This window comes from Rossellomorea sp. GAMAL-10_SWC, assembly GCF_049568075.1.
Taxonomy (GTDB): Bacteria; Bacillota; Bacilli; order Bacillales; family Bacillaceae_G; genus Gottfriedia.
Window position 1 is genome coordinate 2,279,446 of sequence record NZ_CP144911.1, and the last position, 17,859, is coordinate 2,297,304.

General features: G+C 31.5%; 18 protein-coding genes and 1 pseudogene. 3 read left to right on the forward strand and 16 right to left on the reverse strand.

From position 1 onward, the window contains the following. Nucleotides 1-64: 64 nt before the first annotated feature. The 3 genes from V5E38_RS11190 to V5E38_RS11200 all read right to left on the reverse strand — a co-directional run bounded on the left by V5E38_RS11190 (nt 65) and on the right by V5E38_RS11200 (nt 4,658). Nucleotides 65-1,936 (reverse strand): hypothetical protein, encoded by a 1,872-nt coding sequence (locus tag V5E38_RS11190; protein WP_499213349.1) that lies wholly within the window; start codon nt 1,934-1,936, stop codon nt 65-67. After that, nucleotides 1,926-3,839: a DUF8727 domain-containing protein gene (locus V5E38_RS11195; RefSeq protein ID WP_499213350.1), complete on the reverse strand. Its 1,914-nt coding sequence runs from the start codon at nt 3,837-3,839 to the stop codon at nt 1,926-1,928. Before V5E38_RS11195 ends, V5E38_RS11190 begins: the two co-directional genes overlap by 11 nt. 333 nt (nt 3,840-4,172) lie before the next feature. Continuing rightward, nucleotides 4,173-4,658, reverse strand: a complete 486-nt coding sequence (locus V5E38_RS11200) for a GNAT family N-acetyltransferase (protein ID WP_499213351.1) — start codon at nt 4,656-4,658, stop codon at nt 4,173-4,175. A gap of 154 nt (nt 4,659-4,812) precedes the next feature. Here V5E38_RS11200 and V5E38_RS11205 point away from each other — a divergent pair, with 154 nt between their 5' ends. Then, nucleotides 4,813-5,298 (forward strand): Hsp20/alpha crystallin family protein, encoded by a 486-nt coding sequence (locus V5E38_RS11205; RefSeq protein ID WP_176522583.1) that lies wholly within the window; start codon nt 4,813-4,815, stop codon nt 5,296-5,298. A 117-nt stretch (nt 5,299-5,415) separates the two neighbouring features. On the opposite strand, the gene V5E38_RS11210 is transcribed toward V5E38_RS11205, so the two are convergent. Then, nucleotides 5,416-6,000 carry an SCO family protein gene (locus V5E38_RS11210; protein WP_499213352.1) on the reverse strand — a complete coding sequence of 195 codons (585 nt, stop codon included), beginning with the start codon at nt 5,998-6,000 and terminating at the stop codon, nt 5,416-5,418. 171 nt (nt 6,001-6,171) lie between these two features. Here V5E38_RS11210 and V5E38_RS11215 point away from each other — a divergent pair, with 171 nt between their 5' ends. Then, nucleotides 6,172-7,125, forward strand: a complete 954-nt coding sequence (locus V5E38_RS11215; RefSeq protein WP_499213353.1) for an MBL fold metallo-hydrolase — start codon at nt 6,172-6,174, stop codon at nt 7,123-7,125. Between the two features lie 45 nt (nt 7,126-7,170). Here V5E38_RS11215 and V5E38_RS11220 read toward each other — a convergent pair whose 3' ends face one another. The 4 genes from V5E38_RS11220 to iadA form a co-directional block, all read right to left on the reverse strand. Next, nucleotides 7,171-8,013, reverse strand: a complete 843-nt coding sequence (locus V5E38_RS11220; RefSeq protein WP_499213354.1) for a DegV family protein — start codon at nt 8,011-8,013, stop codon at nt 7,171-7,173. A 224-nt stretch (nt 8,014-8,237) separates the two neighbouring features. Further along, nucleotides 8,238-8,423 carry a twin-arginine translocase TatA/TatE family subunit gene (locus V5E38_RS11225; protein WP_088072957.1) on the reverse strand — a complete coding sequence of 62 codons (186 nt, stop codon included), beginning with the start codon at nt 8,421-8,423 and terminating at the stop codon, nt 8,238-8,240. Between the two features lie 176 nt (nt 8,424-8,599). After that, nucleotides 8,600-9,646 (reverse strand): BMP family lipoprotein, encoded by a 1,047-nt coding sequence (locus V5E38_RS11230; protein ID WP_499213355.1) that lies wholly within the window; start codon nt 9,644-9,646, stop codon nt 8,600-8,602. Nucleotides 9,647-9,940: 294 nt separating this feature from the next. After that, nucleotides 9,941-11,107: a beta-aspartyl-peptidase gene (gene iadA / locus V5E38_RS11235; RefSeq protein WP_097979336.1), complete on the reverse strand. Its 1,167-nt coding sequence runs from the start codon at nt 11,105-11,107 to the stop codon at nt 9,941-9,943. A 204-nt stretch (nt 11,108-11,311) separates the two neighbouring features. Between iadA and trhA the strand changes: the two genes are divergently transcribed. Further along, on the forward strand, nt 11,312-11,938 hold the full coding sequence (gene trhA / locus V5E38_RS11240) for a PAQR family membrane homeostasis protein TrhA (RefSeq protein ID WP_335480938.1): 627 nt from the start codon (nt 11,312-11,314) through the stop codon (nt 11,936-11,938). Between the two features lie 38 nt (nt 11,939-11,976). On the opposite strand, the gene V5E38_RS11245 is transcribed toward trhA, so the two are convergent. The 8 genes and pseudogenes from V5E38_RS11245 to V5E38_RS11280 form a co-directional block, all read right to left on the reverse strand. Next, a complete protein-coding gene (locus V5E38_RS11245; protein WP_499213356.1) occupies nt 11,977-12,681 on the reverse strand; it encodes a lysophospholipid acyltransferase family protein in 705 nt (234 codons plus the stop codon). Between the two features lie 146 nt (nt 12,682-12,827). Then, nucleotides 12,828-13,484: an FMN-dependent NADH-azoreductase gene (locus V5E38_RS11250; protein WP_499213357.1), complete on the reverse strand. Its 657-nt coding sequence runs from the start codon at nt 13,482-13,484 to the stop codon at nt 12,828-12,830. Between the two features lie 110 nt (nt 13,485-13,594). After that, nucleotides 13,595-14,077, reverse strand: a complete 483-nt coding sequence (locus V5E38_RS11255; protein WP_499213358.1) for a dihydrofolate reductase — start codon at nt 14,075-14,077, stop codon at nt 13,595-13,597. Further along, the gene (gene thyA / locus V5E38_RS11260) at nt 14,074-14,373 is read right to left on the reverse strand and encodes a thymidylate synthase (protein ID WP_387326690.1); all 300 of its coding nucleotides are present in this window, start codon (nt 14,371-14,373) and stop codon (nt 14,074-14,076) included. The genes V5E38_RS11255 and thyA (V5E38_RS11260) overlap by 4 nt, the downstream gene beginning before the upstream one ends. Nucleotides 14,374-14,704: 331 nt before the next feature. Continuing rightward, nucleotides 14,705-15,202, reverse strand: a pseudogene (gene thyA / locus V5E38_RS11265) (thymidylate synthase); the annotation flags it as partial. A 29-nt stretch (nt 15,203-15,231) separates the two neighbouring features. Then, complete coding sequence (locus V5E38_RS11270) at nt 15,232-16,017, reverse strand: class I SAM-dependent methyltransferase (protein WP_499213359.1); 786 nt, start codon at nt 16,015-16,017, stop codon at nt 15,232-15,234. 208 nt (nt 16,018-16,225) lie between these two features. Then, a complete protein-coding gene (locus tag V5E38_RS11275; RefSeq protein ID WP_097979342.1) occupies nt 16,226-16,654 on the reverse strand; it encodes a BrxA/BrxB family bacilliredoxin in 429 nt (142 codons plus the stop codon). Then, complete coding sequence (locus tag V5E38_RS11280; protein ID WP_499213360.1) at nt 16,654-17,808, reverse strand: conserved virulence factor C family protein; 1,155 nt, start codon at nt 17,806-17,808, stop codon at nt 16,654-16,656. Before V5E38_RS11280 ends, V5E38_RS11275 begins: the two co-directional genes overlap by 1 nt. Nucleotides 17,809-17,859: the final 51 nt, after the last annotated feature.

A 17,859-nucleotide genomic window follows, 5' to 3' on the forward strand; every position in this document is an offset into this window, starting at 1 on the left:
TTTGTTTTATTGGCTTTCTAAATTCAGTTACTATTACAATCGAACCGCAAAGTACTTTTTGGGATTATTTAAGTTCTTCAAGTGTTCTGTTTATTATTTCTACTAACTCCCTTTCACCTACTAGTTCATAAAAATCCTCGCCCTTTTTCTTAGGATAAAACTGAATATAAGTGCCACAACCCGCTTCAAGAACTTTACGATGAACATTACTACCCGGATATAAACAAATCACTTCGTTGATCGGTTTTCGCACATAGGTCATTTTTCCATTAACACGTTCAACATACTTTAGTCCCCAGTATTTATACATTTGTTCCATTGCCTTTGTATTCCCTACTGGTTGATAAATATTAAACATTGGACTATATTTAATTTCAAAAATGATCGAAGCAACGTATTCTTTATTATTTTTCCGATAAAAATCTAGTCTTATATCTGGTTTTTTCGACTCTTCACCACTAAAAAAGTTTGTTCCTTTTAACAGTGATACTTGCGGACTTCCCTCGATAATTTCGTTATAAACTAAATTAATGATCCAACTTTTATTTTCAAGAGACACAAATGCTCCATCCATTAACTCATCGTCTTTTATATGCATTAAAATCTGTTCAGCTAATGGTTCAGAATCATTTTTAAATTTTAACTTTAAGAAAATATCGCATAATGAGAAAAAGACAAAGTATTCATATAGTAAAAAAGTTGGCTTATAGACAGGTAAAAGCATTTGTTTTTTCCCGTATTCCTTTACTTTTTTATCAAACAAGCTTAAGGAATGAATAAAATTTAAAAATACTTTCGATGGACTAGTTGGATATTTTGAAGTATCAGTATCCGTCGCTATACGAAAGATTCCAATTGTATATTCTCTAAAATAGACTTCATAAAGTTTCTCCAAAGAATTTGTAATTCGTTCTTTTTCTGAAACACTTTTCGTTAATTTTTCTAATTCTAGCTCTTTTAACATTTTTGACTGTCTATATTTAGCTTTTTCTCGATCAGTAATTGAGCCGTTCCCAACTACATTTTGCATCATTTTTTCTATATCCTTCACTTGAAAATCGATTTGATCCATTTTATTTTTGTCTTTTACTAATTCATATTTTACAAAGGTTAGTAATGTTTCAATTGTAAGTAGAAATTTACGAACTTTATTTTTAGCATATTTTATCTCATCGATATAATTTTCTTCTTGCACAACTGGTTGCATTGTTAAATTAGTTGCATTTGAAATGGCTGGATGCAATAAAGTCCATCTAATTGTATTAAAATCTAATTTTTTTACCTGCCTTTTTAATTCATATTCCTTTTTTTGTTTCCGCTTCAATTTACTTATAAACTGCTGGATTGCAACTAGTAGTCTTTCTTCATTTGACTCGATAAATCGAATTATCGGCCAAAAATACATTGTTCCATTTTGAGTAAATGAAGCTGAAGATTTTTTAAAGTATTGCGAGTCATTCATTATTCCATTTATTTGTTGATTTAATGTTGAATGCATCCACTCTAATTGATCATAATCTAAATTTTTTGGTACTATTTTTATCATTCCATAAAATTGTTGTTCTTGATAAATAATACAAAATTCATAATATCCGCATCTCCAAGGATAAGCATTCTCGGTTTTACCATGTTCGTATATTAATATTTTTCTTTTTTCTGAAGTAAAAATAAACTGCTGATCATCCAGGTTTTCTTGTTGAAAATGATAAAGATTATTCCAAACGAACGTAATTTTACCGTCAAATTCACCATCGACTTGAAATAAAAATCTTTTTAATTCTTGTATTTCATAGGCAAATAAGTAAGCCTCTTTTGGGTTCATTGTAAGTGCATCAAGAGATATTTTTTCCTCTTTTCCCCTAGTTCCAACAAGAATTGCAATCGTAAATGGGAGATAAAGTGGCTCAAAAATTTCCGGACTATTATTAGTTGACATATCCATCAATCTCCAGCTGCTTTCTTTTCTTTTTCAATTCTTTAATAGAATACTCAAAGTCAGAAATTGATCTACCTAAATTAGATTTCATAACCATATTTAGTAGCCCTTCCTGCTCGTTCCCTTCACCTGTACCAATTAATTCTTCTAAATTAGCAAATAATCCCCTAACTTTCGTTAATACGCGTTGCTTAACAAAGAGATCGATCGCTTCTTTTCGTTCGAATTGAATATGGGAAGGAAGAGTAGGTATGTTCGCTAAATAATTTGATAAATCTTTAATCATACGTGGAGAAATGATTCGCTCACTTAGTGAATGTTCAACTATTTTATTAAACTCATCAAAAAACTTTAATTCATCACTTGTCAGCTCAGATGCACTTAAAGTTTTCTTTGTCCAATTACTATAGTTTTCTGCATTAATATATATTTGTGGTACAGTTTCATAAATATTTTCATTATTCATCTTTTCTGCATAATTTACGAATGAAGTTGATCTAAGTGAGATTATATTTACACGATCTAACAGTCTTAAAGAAAACTCACTTGAAGTTTCATCAAAGTTAACTGTTCCAACAAAAATTATATTATTACCGATTCTTACTTTAGGCTTATAATATTGATTAATAACTACGTTATGATCATGGAAAAGAGTAATTACTCTCTTATCCTGAGGCATTTCTAAAATTGATAGAAATTTACTAAACCAATGTTCAATTTGAGAAAGATTCATTTCATCAAAGATCACCATATACATCCTATGTGGAAATTGTTCAGCCTCAATCAGTAATTTCGTTAATCCAGTCTCAGAGTCTATATAAATCCCAGTAGTCGGATTTAAATAACCTAATAAATCATAATGTTCGCGATAAGATGGTGAAATTGGAACAAATAATAACTCCTTACCAAATTCAAGCCCCAAAGTTTCGCCATAAATACGTGCTAATTGAGATTTCCCAGTGCCACTTACACCACCTAAAATTGTTAGAGCCTGAAATTTACAACATATATGAAAATTAATAATATCTTTTTTTTCGTATAACAAGCCTTGCTGCAGACAATTTTGGTAAAATCGTTCAATAAAAGCATTTTCAGTATCATTACTCCATTCAATTGGAAAAGCTTGTTTCTCAGTAAATTCTTGCGTATAAATTAGTTCTTTGCATTCTTTTTTAAAGTTTTTACACAACTCTTCCCACTGTTTTTCGGGAATAAAATAAATTAAATGATTTAAATGAATAAAGGACTTTTTAAGTTCATCTTCATCATAATCTTGAAATGTAACTTCATTTTGTTTTTCTAAATAACTAATATCATTCATCATCGATTTTAAAAACAAATTGCCATATAATCTATTTTCATAAAAGACAAATTCAGGTTGATCAAAGTCATTAAAATATTTTGGCAGATGAATTGGCAAAGAACCTTTTATAAGTCGGTTTTCGACCTCTTCACGCTTTCCCTCTCCCCTAAGTTCAATGACAGGTAGTAGCTGGTAAGATGTATCCCGTTTTCCATCAAAAAACTCAACTAGATCTGCTGTGACTACTTCATTTGCGTATTCAAGACGAAACATGACTAATTTAGAATCAAAAATCTTTTTTAATCCTTCAATTATGTCATCTTTTTTCTTACTTTTAATTAGTGGTTTTATTTTACTTTCATTATTTTTATTTGCAGTTGTCCCCACAAACAAAACATCTTGAGTTGAAAAACTAGCTTTAAGCTTTGATGGAATTGGAGATAAGCACTCTACATAAAAACGAATATGATCTTCATCTTCATAGAAAAGTAAGCTCTGCTTCTCTTGGTCCACTACTCTTTCTGTAACAATTTTTCCAAGGAATAAAAAGTTGTGAATTTTTTTTACTAATTTCTGGGTCAATGCGCGTTTTAATTTCAAAGTCATTTCCCCCACTTTCCGACATTTCTCCTACATTTTACGTTCATAGTATAGAAATTATGAATAATACGGCCTTTTTACAAATAAAAACACCCAGGTAAACCTGAGTGTTAAACTAACCGCCAGACGCTCGTTTTCTTCGTTACTTCGCCTATCTGAGTGCCCATTTTTCGTCTAAGGTAACTCCGCTCCTCACAAGGCTTCGCACTGCGAGAGACAAGCGCTTGCAATTAGTTTGATCTTCAAGCATTTAGTACTTTATCTACAAGCTGACTGCCAAGTAAAATTGAGCGTTTCTTATTGCCGATATTCTTTTAAAGTTTTGTATTTGGGTTATAGCATTAATTGATAATATACAATATCCAGCCATTGATTAAATTTCTGGCCTACTTTATAAAAATGACCTACCTTTTTATATCCTAATTTCTCATGTATTCTTTCGCTCACTTCATTTCCGTTAGTAATACAAGAAATAATTGTAAAGTGACCTAATTTTTTGGCAATTTCGATCATCTCAGTCATTAATGCCTTCGCTAGTCCTTTTCGACGATGATCTGGATGAATATAGACAGATAGTTCAACCGTATGTTTATATGCATCTTTTTCCTTAAACTGTGTAAGTGAACAATATCCAGTTACTTGACCATTTTCTTTCGAAACAATTACAGGGTAAAGCTCGTTATGGTTGGCAAACCATTTTTGCATTTCTTCTTCTGTTTTTATTTTCATATCAAATGTTGCTGTCGTGTTTAGAATCGCATCATTATATATTGTTACAATTTCTAGTACATCTTCTTTTGTTGCAAACAGTATTTCCATTCTTCTTCCTCTTCTCACGTTTTATCTTTCCATCCAGTGTACATGACAAAAATTGATTTTCAACATTCGCATAAAAAAACATTACAACTAAACATGCACAGTATTTAGGCTCCATACATATACTGCGTTAGTCGGAATGATAGGAGGTATGAATATGAGTGAAAAAGAAAAAAACAACGCTCAAGATGAAAAACAAAGTCATTCATCTATTGATCTTCAACATTATTTAAAAAAGGTGGATGATCTAATAGATCAGTCGCCTATTAGAGGTCTTTTTGATGAGATTGATAAATTCTTTCATAAACATGGAGTTTTTTCCTCAATCGGTGTAGAGATTATTGAAAACGGTGAGGAATTAATCATTCAGGCAAGTATGCCAGGTGTAAGTAAAGAACAAATTTATATGGACCTTGAAGGAACAATCCTAACAATTGGCTTAAAAACTGATACGACTACTGAAGTACAAAACGATCAATCAAATTACTCCTATAAAAAATATTCTTATAGCCAATCTCAAAGAGTCGTAAAATTACCTTACCCAATTAATGCAACAACAGCTACTGCAACATACGAAAACGGTATGCTTGTCATAAAGGGTACAAAATCACCTGAATACCAAAAACAAATCTTTTTAGACTAAAAATTTACACTGCAGACAATACAATTAACTAAATTCAAATAAAAAAACTGAGTATCTTTTAGAAACTCAGTTTTTTATTAAATAAATAGAAAAATCTTTTTACTTAAAGAGTAAGCTTTATTTCCCTGTCAAAGTTTCAATATCAGATAAAATCTCATCAAATGGCACATTACTTACACCACTATAATCTTTAACGATTTTTCCGTTTTGATCAATTAAATAAAATTTAGTACCATGGATAACTTGTGAATTGTTTTCAGGTTTTTTAACAATCGTTTTAAAGTTTTCAGATGCAAATTTTTCAATGTGTTTTTGAGAATATCCCGTTAAGAAATTCCAATTACTAAAATCAGCATTAAATTTATTTGCGAATGTCGTTAATAATTGTGGCGTATCAACTTCAGGATCAATACTAAATGAGATGAAGTTAACATTCAATTTCTTCTCTGCAGCCTTTTGTTGAAGTTTTGCCATATTTGCTGTCATTGGCGGACAAACTGTTTCACAACTTGTAAATATAAAGTCTGTTAGCCAGACTTTTCCTTTTAAATCTTTTGTCCCAAAAGTTTTACCGTCCTGGTTAGTGTATGTAAATTTTTCTAAATCCCAATTTAAAGGATTATCAATTTTATTTCCACAGCCACTTAATAATGCCAGACATAAAATCATTATTAATGTCACAAATACCATATTTCTCTTCATACTTATCCCCCTACGCAAGCATTGTACTTGTCCATTGTATCAAAAACAGATCGTTTCTTTCTAATAATTTAAACTAATTAACATATATATTTAAAATTTTTCAAATGATATTTTTACAAAGTAAAGTTAAACTAAACATATTGATAAAGAATCTTGAAAGGATGACTGATAATGGCAAATAAAAAATATGAAAATTTAGACACGAGTTATCGTAAAACTTTTAAAGATTTTATCAAATGTGGTATCGAAAGAAGTAAGACAAAAAAGGATTATAGTAGTGTAATTCAACAATGTAGTCATAAAAAAATCTCCTTTTTAAAGGAAAATCGTGATAAAACAACAATTACTTGGATTGGACACTCTACTTTTTTAATTCAAATAAAAGGAGTCAATATATTAACTGACCCTGTTTATGCTAATCAAATGGCTTTAAAAAAACGATTGTCAGAGCCAGGAATACTTATATCAGAATTACCTCCAATTGACATAATTTGTATTTCTCATGGTCACTATGATCATCTGGATTTTAATACATTGCGACATTTCCCTAAAAAAACACGATTCATTTTACCGATTGGCTTAAAACAAAAATTTGTTAGTAAAGGCTATAAAAATGTCCATGAAATGAAATGGTGGGAGTCAAAAGACTTTTTAGGGATCAATATTGCATTTGTACCTTCTCAGCACTGGACGAAAAGAACTTTATTTGACAGAAATAAATCACATTGGGGTGGATTTGTAATCAAAACGTCCAATGACTGTATATATCACGTTGGTGACAGTGCTTATTTTTCAGGATTCAAAGAAATCGGTAAAAGATTTAAAATTGATACAGCAATTATTCCAATCGGAGCATATGAACCTGAATGGTTTATGAAACACAACCATATGTCACCTGAAGAAGCTGTTCAAGCGTTTTTAGATTTAAATGCAAAGTTATTTATTCCAATGCATTACGGAACATTTAAACTTGCAGATGATACTCCTTTAGAAGCTCTAGAGCGATTATGTTCTGAATGGAAAAGAAAAAAAATAAAACCCGACAAGCTTAAAATTTCTTTACTTGGTGAAACAATTCATCCCTCAATCGTAGGAAATAAAAAAGAAGAAGCCATTACCTATTAAGCTTCTTCTTTCTTATGTTAAAAAATGAAATGTTGAATTGTAAATCTATTCAGCATAAAAAACGAACCCAATTGCACCTTTTCCTGTATGTGTACTAATTACTGGTGTTGTATAATCAGTTTCATCTAATTCAAGGTTCGTTAACTGTTGTATTGATTTTCTAAGATTCTCTGCAAGCTCAGTAGCATCTGCGTGTGCAATTCCTACACCTTTTATCGTTTTTCCAAGTGTATCTTGTTCAAAATATTTAGTTAATGTTTTTACTACTTGCTGATGGCTACGCACTTTACCAACTGGAGAATAAACTCCACCTTCAAGTGATGCAATCGGTTTAATATTTAGTAAAGACCCAATGAAGGCTTTACCCTTTCCAATTCTTCCACCTTTAACTAAGTTGTCAAGCGTATCTACCATGATATATAAATACGTACTATTTTTAATTTCCGTAAGTCGGTTAACTATGTCTTCAACTGTGGATCCCTCTTCAGCCATTTGTGCTGCCTCAATGACTTGAAAAGCCATTGCTCTTGTAATAAAAGCTGAATCGATTACAGTTACATCACCTTCAACCATCCCTGCAGCTGCACATGCGGTTGAATAAGTACCACTTAAACCGCTAGATAAGTGAATTGAAATGACTTTACTTCCATCGGCTGTCAATTTTTCAAATGTTTCTACAAATGTTCCTACAGCTGGTTGTGATGTCTTTGGCAATTCAACTGATTGTTGCATTTCATCAATAAATTGCTTTGGAGATATATTAACCCCATCTAAATATGTTCCACCATTTATTTGAATTGTTAAAGGAATGACTGTTATATTTAAATTTTCAATTTCTTCTTTTAATAAGTCGGCCGTTGAGTCAGTTACAATCTTAATGTTTGACAATCAATTCACATCTTTCTTCTCTAAAATTCTACAAAATTTGCAAAGCAAATTCATTATATCATTTTTACTATAAGTTAACAGTAAATATTAAAGTTCCATTAAAATTTCAATAATTGTTTGAAAATCATATTGACATGAGGGGGGTTTTCAGTTATAAGAGAGACAAGTTGAGGCTTTTGAATTCAAAAAAAAAACCCGGTACTTTTACCGAGTCTTTTACTGATTTATTTGTTGTTCTTTTCGTCTTTGTCTTCTAAAAGATCATTTGTTAATCCTTGTGTAGAACGCTTAAATTCTCTAAGTGTATCACCAAATGCTCTTCCGATTTCAGGTAATTTTTTTGGTCCAAATATAATTAATGCTAAAATTAAAATTAAAATTAAACCTGGAAAGCCTATGTTAGCCATTATTTTCCCCCAACTTCCATCCACTATTAATAAGTAAGTACCAAACTTTCCTTATATAGTAATATTGTCAAAAATTTGTTCATTCGTCAAATAATTTCAAGGAATTTTAATAAATTTTAATAACTTATTTAGTTTTAGTTTACATAATAATATTATCAACTCTATTAATTGTTATTAAATTAAATTGATTTTTCTTTAAACTGTAAATACTCTTCTTTATTACTAGGTACTACTAAAGCACCACTTTGAATTTTATCTTTGTATTCATTAACCTTTACTAAAATTGGGTCCTCAACATTATTATCCGCTAGTATTAATTTTATACCATCTTCATTTAAACCATAAATTAAAGTTTTACCACCATGAAATTCATTGGATTTTGCTTGTTTAGCTAAATCATATACTGCCTGATCAATTTTTTTCACAAGTGAAATAAGAGTTACGTTTTCAGGTAAACCGTGTTTATACTCATTACGGTCAGCCCCTATTACCCATACTTCCCTTTGATTTGATCTCCTAATCTTTTTTGCAGTAGTAAATACGCCTTTACTTGTTAAACCTGCTACAGGAAAAATTATATCAACGTCTTTCATAAAAAAGTCATTTGCTATTCTTGAACCTATTTTAGAGTCATTAAAGGTATTTGAATAGGCTGTTAGAACTTCAATTTCTTTATTTACTGATTTTACTCCAGAAATAAATCCATACTTATATCTGTTAATAATTTCATTGTCGTCTCCACCGATAAATCCAATTTTTTTTGTTTTTGTTTTCATTGCTGCTATTACACCTGCTAAAAAACTTCCGTCTTGTTCAGTAAAATTAATACTAATTACATTTGGTTGGTCAACTCTTGAATCAATCACACCAAATTTAGTACTTTTATTGTTTTCTGCAACTTTATTCAATACAGAAGATAAATTATTACCTATTCCAATAATCAAATCATAATTTTCATCAGCCAGTTTAGTAATTTTTTTTTCAAAACCTTTAGTACTACTTGTTGTAATGTATTTATAATTCTTATCTTTTTCTAAATTTTCCTCTTTTGCAAATTTAGTGATACCTTTTTTAGCAATTGAGTTTACATAACTATTATTTTTACCGTTTGAATTTGAGACAATCCCAATTTTGAAAGTATTACTAGACTCTTGATTATTACTGCAAGCCGAAATGACGACTGCTATTATCGAAATTAAGATTAATGCAGTCTTTTTTATATACAAATCATTCACCTCATTCGAATACAATTATTTCTAGTATGAATTTTCGATTATTGTTTTATTCGTTGAAAAGAAGAGGGATTAGGAAATTGAGGGTATTTGGATGTAAAATTTATAAAGCAGGAAGTACATATACCTCCTGCTTTCACATTGCAAAAAAAGCATTCTTATTATTTAATTTTCAATTCTTCGTAACAGGAGTAGGGTGTTGTTGATTTCCACTAAAGGATGCTCTCTTTCCAATCAGAAAAGCAGGAATACTTAGTAATTCCTGCTTTTCTACCAATTAAGCTATATTCATTCAAATGTTCCTTTTACTAATACTTCTTTATCTTGCATCATAATTTTTCCTTTAGAAATAACTGCTTCGATTTCTAGCGTGGATTTATTTAGGAAGACTAAATCTGCATCGTATCCATTTTTGATTTGTCCTTTTTGTAATTTTAATATATTGGCTGGGTTTTTAGTGATTACGCTAATTGCATCTTCAATCTTAATGCCTTCATTTATTATTGCGTCTTTTACTTCGTTATATAAACTGCTTACTCTTCCAACCTTCATACCTCGGAGTATTCCGTTTTCATCAAAATCTGGTAGACTACCCTGTCCATCAGATGTAAATGTGATTTGTTCAATGCTTACACCTGAATTGAGCATTCTTTTCAATCCTACGCTACATTTGACTTCACCATTATTCAAAAAGTGTGGGATCGAGCTTGTTGTAAAGTCAACAAACCCTCCTTTTTTAGCAAAGTTAATTCCTGCTTCAAATAAATAGCTATTGCGGTTAATATGTGTTGGGTAAAATTGAGTAATTGGTAATTCGGTTTCTTCAACAATCTCCTCGATCATTGATAACATTTTTTTACTATCTCCAATATGTACATTCACAACGCCGGACTTTCCTGAAAGCAAGCCCCCATTTCGAGCTTGTGCAGCTATTCTTGCAAATTCTTCCTTTGTCGGTTGAGATGACCGATGGTCCGAAATTGCTATTTCACCAACACCGATAATCTTATCAATTAGGATGATGTCTTCCTCAATCTTAGAAAATAACGTTTTGACAGGTGTTTGGTACGAGCCTGTATAGACAAATGAAGTAATTCCCTCTTCTTCTAATGCTCTACATTTTGCAAGTAGACTGGCCATTGTTCTTGTTGTTCCATCTGTACCAATTACTCCTACTACGGTGGTGATTCCTCCTTTAATACAATCAGACAGCAATAATTCTGGTGTTCTTGTTTTAAAGCCACCTTCACCTCCGCCACCAATAAGATGCACATGAGCATCAATGAAGCCAGGCACAATATAGTAGGCAGATGCATCAAATATTTGTAAAGGAACCGAAGATGAGGTAATGACTATTTCTTCATGAACATACTCAATTTTTTCATTCGATATTAAAATATCGTTTTTACCTATTGACTTTGGGGTAAAGATTTCGCCATTTTTTAAGAGTAACATATATACCTCCGATTGGATCATATTGTTTACATTCAGATTACCATATCTGTCTGTTTTATGATTCATTTTGTTTTTTAGCAACTCTTTAAAATGATCGATCAAAATATACATACAGCTATAAAATATTGAAAACATTAAATCTCTAGATTTGTTCATAATACTCTCATAGTTAAAAATGATTCAATTAAAATAGGAGGCATTTTTATGAGTAGAGCAATGAAAGAAGAATTAGCAAATGCTATTACTCATGGGATTGGTGCAATACTGAGCATCCCAGCACTATATTATTTAATTAGTAAGGCTATGCATAAAGGGACACCCTGGCATTTAATTTCCTTTACAGTCTTTGGTTTATCTATGTTGCTACTTTATATTTGCTCAACATTGCTTCATAGCGTTAGAGACCCAAAGCTAATTAGGCTATTTACAATTTTAGATCACTCAGCAATTTATTTATTAATCGCAGGAACTTATACTCCATTTTTACTCGTAACTTTAAGGGGGAGGATTGGCTGGTCCTTATTTACAATTATTTGGGGCTTGGCAGTTTCAGGTGTAATCTTTAAATTTATATATGTTAATAGGTTTGAATTATTTTCAACCATTGTTTATTTAATTATGGGTTGGTTAATGATGTTTGCAATTAAGCCTATTTATGTAGGACTATCTGGAATAGGATTTTTCTACTTATTATTAGGGGGGCTATTTTATTCGATTGGCACAATTTTCTTTCTAGTCAAACGTTGGCCATATAGTCATGCAATTTGGCATTTATTTGTATTATTAGGTAGTGCATCTATGTATTTTTGTATATTTAAATTTGTAGTTTAAAAAAAGCGCTTCATTTTAAATGAGCGCTTTTAGTTTTATTATTCAATCATCTCTTTAATATAGTTCGTTAATTCTTTGGCATCTGTCATTCCTATTTGTTCAGGATAAATTGGTGGAAATACTTTAAGTGTAACATTTGCTGGTTTAATACGATTACCATTAGCTTCTAAAATATTATAAGTCCCTTCAATTCTTACAGGAATAACTGGAACCCCTGATTTTGTTGCTAAATGTAGGCTCCCTGATTTAAATTCACCCATTTGACTGCCCTTACTTCGAGTACCTTCTGGAAAAATAACTAATGAATGGCCATTTTTAAGTTTATCAACGCCTTCTTTTATAGCTTTAAGTGATTGTCTACGATCACTTCTGTCCATAAATACACTATGCATTTGTTCCATCCAGTCTGGTACAATCGGCAGTTTTTTTAATTCAACTTTTGCAATGAATCCAATAGGCTTATTTAAATATCCTAATAATAGTGGAATATCAAAATTACTTTGATGATTACTTACAAATAGGACTCCCTCGTCTTTTGGAATATTTTCAATCCCTTCAACCTTTACTTTACTACCAGTACAGCCAATCATCATTTTCCCGAAATAATCAGGAAATTGGTGCATTAGACGGTCTTGCTCATGTACAGGTAAATCTTTTGGTATTTTTTTTACTGATGATAATTTTAGCTTTGCTTCAATTACACCAACTACAATGCGTGTTGCAGCAAATATTGTGCGAAACATATTAATCCTCCGATAGTTGAGTATGTTAATTATTATACAAAATGCCCAACCACTTGAAAAGTATTATCCATCCTGATTATTTAATAAAACGAGAATCAAAAAAAAGAATCGGCTTTTATTGGCCGATTCCTTAATATTGTGAATCTTTAGTTCGAAACTTTTGCTCCACCGAATTCTGTAGCAAGAACTTTAGCTTTTTCAATTGCATTAGCTTTAATTTCTTGTGCTTTATCTGGCATTGCAGCCATACCTTCTACGAATAATGTAGTTACATCAGTAACACCTACAAAGTTTAAGATACTTGTTAAGTATGGGCTAGAGAAGTTTATTCCAGCTGCAGGACCTTCTGAATATACGCCACCGCTTGCTTGGATGTGTAATGCTTTTTTATTCTCAAGTAAACCAACTGGACCATTTTCAGTATATTTAAATGTTTTACCAGCAATTGAGATATTATCAATAAAGTTTTTTACAACTGATGGGAAACTAAAGTTCCAGAATGGTGTAACAAATACATACTCATCAGCTTGTGTGAAAATTTCTAAGTTACGATTCATAGCAGCTAAAGTAGCTTGTTGATCAGCACTTAATTCTTCAAAAGCAGTACCGTTTCCTAATTTGCCCCATGCATCAAATACATTTCCATCTAACATAGGAACATTTTCTTTAAATAAATCAAAATGAACAACTTCATTTTCAGGATTTGCTTTTTTGTATTCAGTAATAAATGCTTCCCCTACAGATAGACCAAATGAATTTTCAATTGCATTTGGGTTTGCAGTAATATAAAGTAATTTTTTCATCTTAAACATCTTCCTCTCAGTTTCGTTTATCTTTAATTCGAGATTTATTTTTAAAAATCAAGGGATAATCAAATCCCTTAACCTCATAATAATATCTTTAATTCAAGATGTCAACACTTTTTTTCATAAACAAAATATCTAAATTTAATTTTTGATTTTTCATCGACTTGTACATCAGAAACAGATTTAACATTCCATTCTTCCTTTGAAAAATTCGGGAAAAAAGTGTCGCCTTCAAAGTTATGTTCAATTTCAGTAATATAAAGTGTATCTAAATAAGGGAATGTTAAATTAAAAATTTCAGCCCCACCAATAATAAATAAATCTTTATTTTTATTTTCTTCAACATAACTTATAACGTCATTAATAACTGTAACGCCTTCAGCTTGAAAATCCTTTTTTCTTGTCACAACGATATTTTCTCGGTTTGGAAGTGGTCTACCAATCGAATCAAAGGTTTTTCTTCCCATAATAATTGTATACCCAGTAGTTACTTTCTTAAAATAAGCAAGCTCCTGTGGAAGATGCCAAGGCATCTTATTATTAAAGCCGATTACATTGTTTTCTGACATCGCAACCAATGCAGCAATCATACACTAACTACCCCTTTGATCGCAGGATGGCACTCATAATCTTCTAATGTAAAATCCTCATATTTAAATTCAAAAATGTCTTTGATTTCAGGGTTTATCTTCATTTTTGGTAATTTATGAGGCTCTCTTGTTAGTTGTAAGTTAATTTGATCAAGATGATTTGTATAAATATGAGCATCTCCAAATGTATGTACAAAATCACCTAGTTCTAAATCACATACTTGAGCAATCATCATTGTTAATAAGGCATAAGATGCGATATTAAATGGAACTCCTAAAAAAATGTCAGCTGACAAAATCTTCAACCAAGTTCGTTACGCTTGGCCCGTTCTAAAAAAGAACTGCTACATGTCACCATGCAGATGAGACTATATCACGACCTCATAAAGGTCCCTTGCATTTCGGGTGCCAATCACTTGCACCCTACTCCATAATTGGATAGTCGTTAGGCATTTATTATTCTTTGTAATTATGAAATATGGGGAATTAATAATTTTAAAAACCTCAGACATATTTCATAAAACCACCCACAAAGTATAAATTTAGCACGGGATTGTCTTTATTTAAGAGTTTCCCCGTTTAGCAAGGTTTTCGGTACAGATTACTCTGTAAAGGCGCTCAGAATTAACGCTGATAAAGCTGACAAGAAAGTTTTCCATCATTCACATAGAACTGGAAAAAACAATGACATGGTGCTAATGCCATCTTATCAAGTTCTCCAACATTCCACGCAGAAACAATCATTCTTCGAGAATCTGGATTTGTTTTTATTTGATTAATTACTTCAGAAATTTGATCAATTGTAGAGCCGTCAGCAGCTTTCCATGATCTCCATTGTTCACCATATACAGGGCCCAAATTACCATTTTCATCTGCCCACTCATTCCAAATACGAACACCATTTTCTTTTAAGTATTGAATATTAGTGTCGCCTTTTAAAAACCATAGTAATTCATGAATGATTGATTTTAAATGAACTTTCTTTGTTGTTACTAAAGGAAAGCCATCTTGAAGATTAAATCGCATTTGATAACCGAATGTACTAATTGTTCCTGTTCCAGTACGGTCTGTCTTTGTCATGCCATTATCTAATACGTGTTTACATAAATCTAAGTATTGCTTCATATTGACCTCCTAATTATGTAATGGAATTCTTAATTATCTTCTTTAATTTCAATATAGCCAAAATGAAATTCTGAAGATTTACGAATTAATTGATTAAATCCATATTTTTTAAATCTTTCACTTCTAAAATGATCCTTCAAAACTATTCTTTTTTTGGCAACGCGCTTAGCTTCGTTGATCACTTCATATGTAAGATCATCATAAGATGCTAAATTTTTCAATGCTGCAATACCCGAAGAGGATTCGATATTTTTTTCAAACATCGGATCAAAATAAACAATATCAAAAGATTGATCTGGAAGTGTCTTCAAATAAGTTTTATAATCTATATTTTTTACTTCAATTTTATTAATGATATTCGACCAATCTAAAATGTTCTGTTTATTTGTTTTTAAACCTTTCTTCGTTAGGTAAGCAATAATTTGGTTTTTCTCTAAGCCTAAAACTTTACCTTGGTCACCTACAACATAACTTGCAACAATACTATCTGAAGCCATTCCAAGTGTACAGTCTAGTAGAGAATCACCTTTTGTTAATAAACAAGCATCACAAAATGGATCATGTTCACCCTTCATCAATCGTCTAATTCGAAAAACTGAGGAGTTTGGGTGAAAAAAATATGGAATTGCTTGGTCATCCTCATACCATTCTAATCTATTTTTACCTAAAACAAGTATAGGTTTTTTAAATTTAACATAGATTTCTTCAATGCTAAATTCTTTCCGGAGAATTAGCTGTCCATTTAGGTCTGAAGCAATTTTCTCTGCATCCTTTTCTAAATAAACATCTGGTCTTAAGCAAGTTGTAATTATCATATGTCTCCTTAATTAAGAAAAAAAGAGGAAATATCCTCTTTTCAGCTGCCCGCCAAACGCTCGCTTTCTTAGTTACTTGGCCTGCCTGAGCGGAGCTCTTTACCGCTTAAGGGTAAACTTTGAGCCTTGAAGGCAAGCGCTAGCAAACGGTCTGAAAGTCAAATATTTGGATTTAGTCTATACACTGAAAAGAGGAAAAATCCTCTTTTTACATTTGTGCAAATATTGATTGAATTCTTGCTTTAATATCTTCAGGAGTTGAGCCTTCGATTTGTTCACGAGGAATAAATCCAACTACCTCTTTACCTTTAAATACTGCCATTGATGGTGAAGATGGTGGGAAGTCAGCTAAATATTCTCTTAATGTAGCAGTAGCTTCCTTATCTTGTCCAGCAAACACTGTCATAACTTTTGCAGGTTTTTTCTCTGATTCAATAACAGCTTGAACTGCAGAAGGTCTAGCAAGTCCAGCAGCACAACCACAAACTGAATTGATTACAAAAAAAGCAGTATCATTTAATTCATTCATAAATGACTCGACTTCTTCCCCAGTAGTTAATTCTGTAAAACCATTTGAAGTTAATTCCTCTCTCATTGGCTTTACGATCCCTTTCATGTACTCATCATATGCATTCATTAGTTTGTTTCTCCTTTGTCATTTTCTATTTTATGACGCTCAGTCATTTGTTTCCAAACTGAACCTAGTGCTTCCTCACCATTCTCAATTCGATGCAAAGCAAGTTGAACTTGTAATTTCACTTCGAATTCTGGGTCTTCTAATGCAGCTTTTAATGCTGGAATTGCACTTTCATCACCTAGTTCAAAAAGAAACATTGCTGCACGCCATCTAACTAATTTACTAGGATCTTTTAATGCTTCAATCATAGCTGGCATGGCTTCTTCAAATCCTAAGTCTGATAGACAATCTCCAGCAATTCGTCTTACACCGACTGCCTTATCCTTTAAAGCCTCATATAAATAAGGTAACACTAATTCTGATTTTAACATACCTAAATAAGCTGTAGCTAATCTTCTTATTGAAACATGTTCATCTTTTAATGCGATTTCTAGTAAAGGTAGGTCTTCAAGGGTAGGATCGATTTTTACAAATCTCGCATATCTTTTTTTCCAATCTGTTTCTTCAAAAATATCTGCAGTAAATGGTTCAAATTTAGGAACTTCTTTTTTCTCAGTAATAGATTCATCATTCGTCATCACTTCGTTGACGATATTCTTTATGTCGTTTTCAGTGTGAGTAGCCGTTAATTCATCAATAATTTCTTTCTCAATTGTTGCTAATTCACCATAACGAATTCCATAATCAATCCACTGTCTTTCAAATACTACATTTGATGCAGATGTTGTTAGTTTCATAATTGCTTCTTTATAGAATGGAGGTAAAGCTGCTCTTTGTTCTTCACCATTTACAATTAATTTCAACTGCATAGGTATATTATGATACATTTGAACAAATACTTGTACCTCTCCAAAATGATTATCAATTATCGTATCATTAGTAGCTTCATCATTTACTTCTTCACCAAATACATTTCTGACTTGAAGCAAAATGGTTTGCCAATTTGCATTTGACTTACGATCAATAGCAATAAAATCAGCTACATGATAGACACTTTTGATTCCTTCTATTCCTAATATTTCTTGAATTATTAATGGTGCCTTGTCAATATTATCAATAGAATAATGATTTCTACTTCCTGATGGCAATTCCTCATCTAATAACACTTTCATTGTATTAGGACTTGGTGTTGGTTCGATTGACTTAATTTTCATCTTATTCTCCTCTTCTTGTTATTTAGTCCATTCTATCAAAAAGAGGAAAAA

Coding starts and splice junctions, on each gene's coding strand:
- V5E38_RS11190 (WP_499213349.1), bottom strand. CDS start 1,936: ATGTCAACTAATAATAGTCCGGAAATTTTTGAGCCACTTTATCTCCCA.
- V5E38_RS11200 (WP_499213351.1), bottom strand. CDS start 4,658: ATGGAAATACTGTTTGCAACAAAAGAAGATGTACTAGAAATTGTAACA.
- V5E38_RS11205 (WP_176522583.1), top strand. CDS start 4,813: ATGAGTGAAAAAGAAAAAAACAACGCTCAAGATGAAAAACAAAGTCAT.
- V5E38_RS11210 (WP_499213352.1), bottom strand. CDS start 6,000: ATGAAGAGAAATATGGTATTTGTGACATTAATAATGATTTTATGTCTG.
- V5E38_RS11215 (WP_499213353.1), top strand. CDS start 6,172: ATGGCAAATAAAAAATATGAAAATTTAGACACGAGTTATCGTAAAACT.
- iadA (WP_097979336.1), bottom strand. CDS start 11,107: ATGTTACTCTTAAAAAATGGCGAAATCTTTACCCCAAAGTCAATAGGT.
- trhA (WP_335480938.1), top strand. CDS start 11,312: ATGAGTAGAGCAATGAAAGAAGAATTAGCAAATGCTATTACTCATGGG.
- V5E38_RS11245 (WP_499213356.1), bottom strand. CDS start 12,681: ATGTTTCGCACAATATTTGCTGCAACACGCATTGTAGTTGGTGTAATT.
- V5E38_RS11250 (WP_499213357.1), bottom strand. CDS start 13,484: ATGAAAAAATTACTTTATATTACTGCAAACCCAAATGCAATTGAAAAT.
- V5E38_RS11255 (WP_499213358.1), bottom strand. CDS start 14,077: ATGATTGCTGCATTGGTTGCGATGTCAGAAAACAATGTAATCGGCTTT.
- V5E38_RS11270 (WP_499213359.1), bottom strand. CDS start 16,017: ATGATAATTACAACTTGCTTAAGACCAGATGTTTATTTAGAAAAGGAT.
- V5E38_RS11275 (WP_097979342.1), bottom strand. CDS start 16,654: ATGAATGCATATGATGAGTACATGAAAGGGATCGTAAAGCCAATGAGA.
- V5E38_RS11280 (WP_499213360.1), bottom strand. CDS start 17,808: ATGAAAATTAAGTCAATCGAACCAACACCAAGTCCTAATACAATGAAA.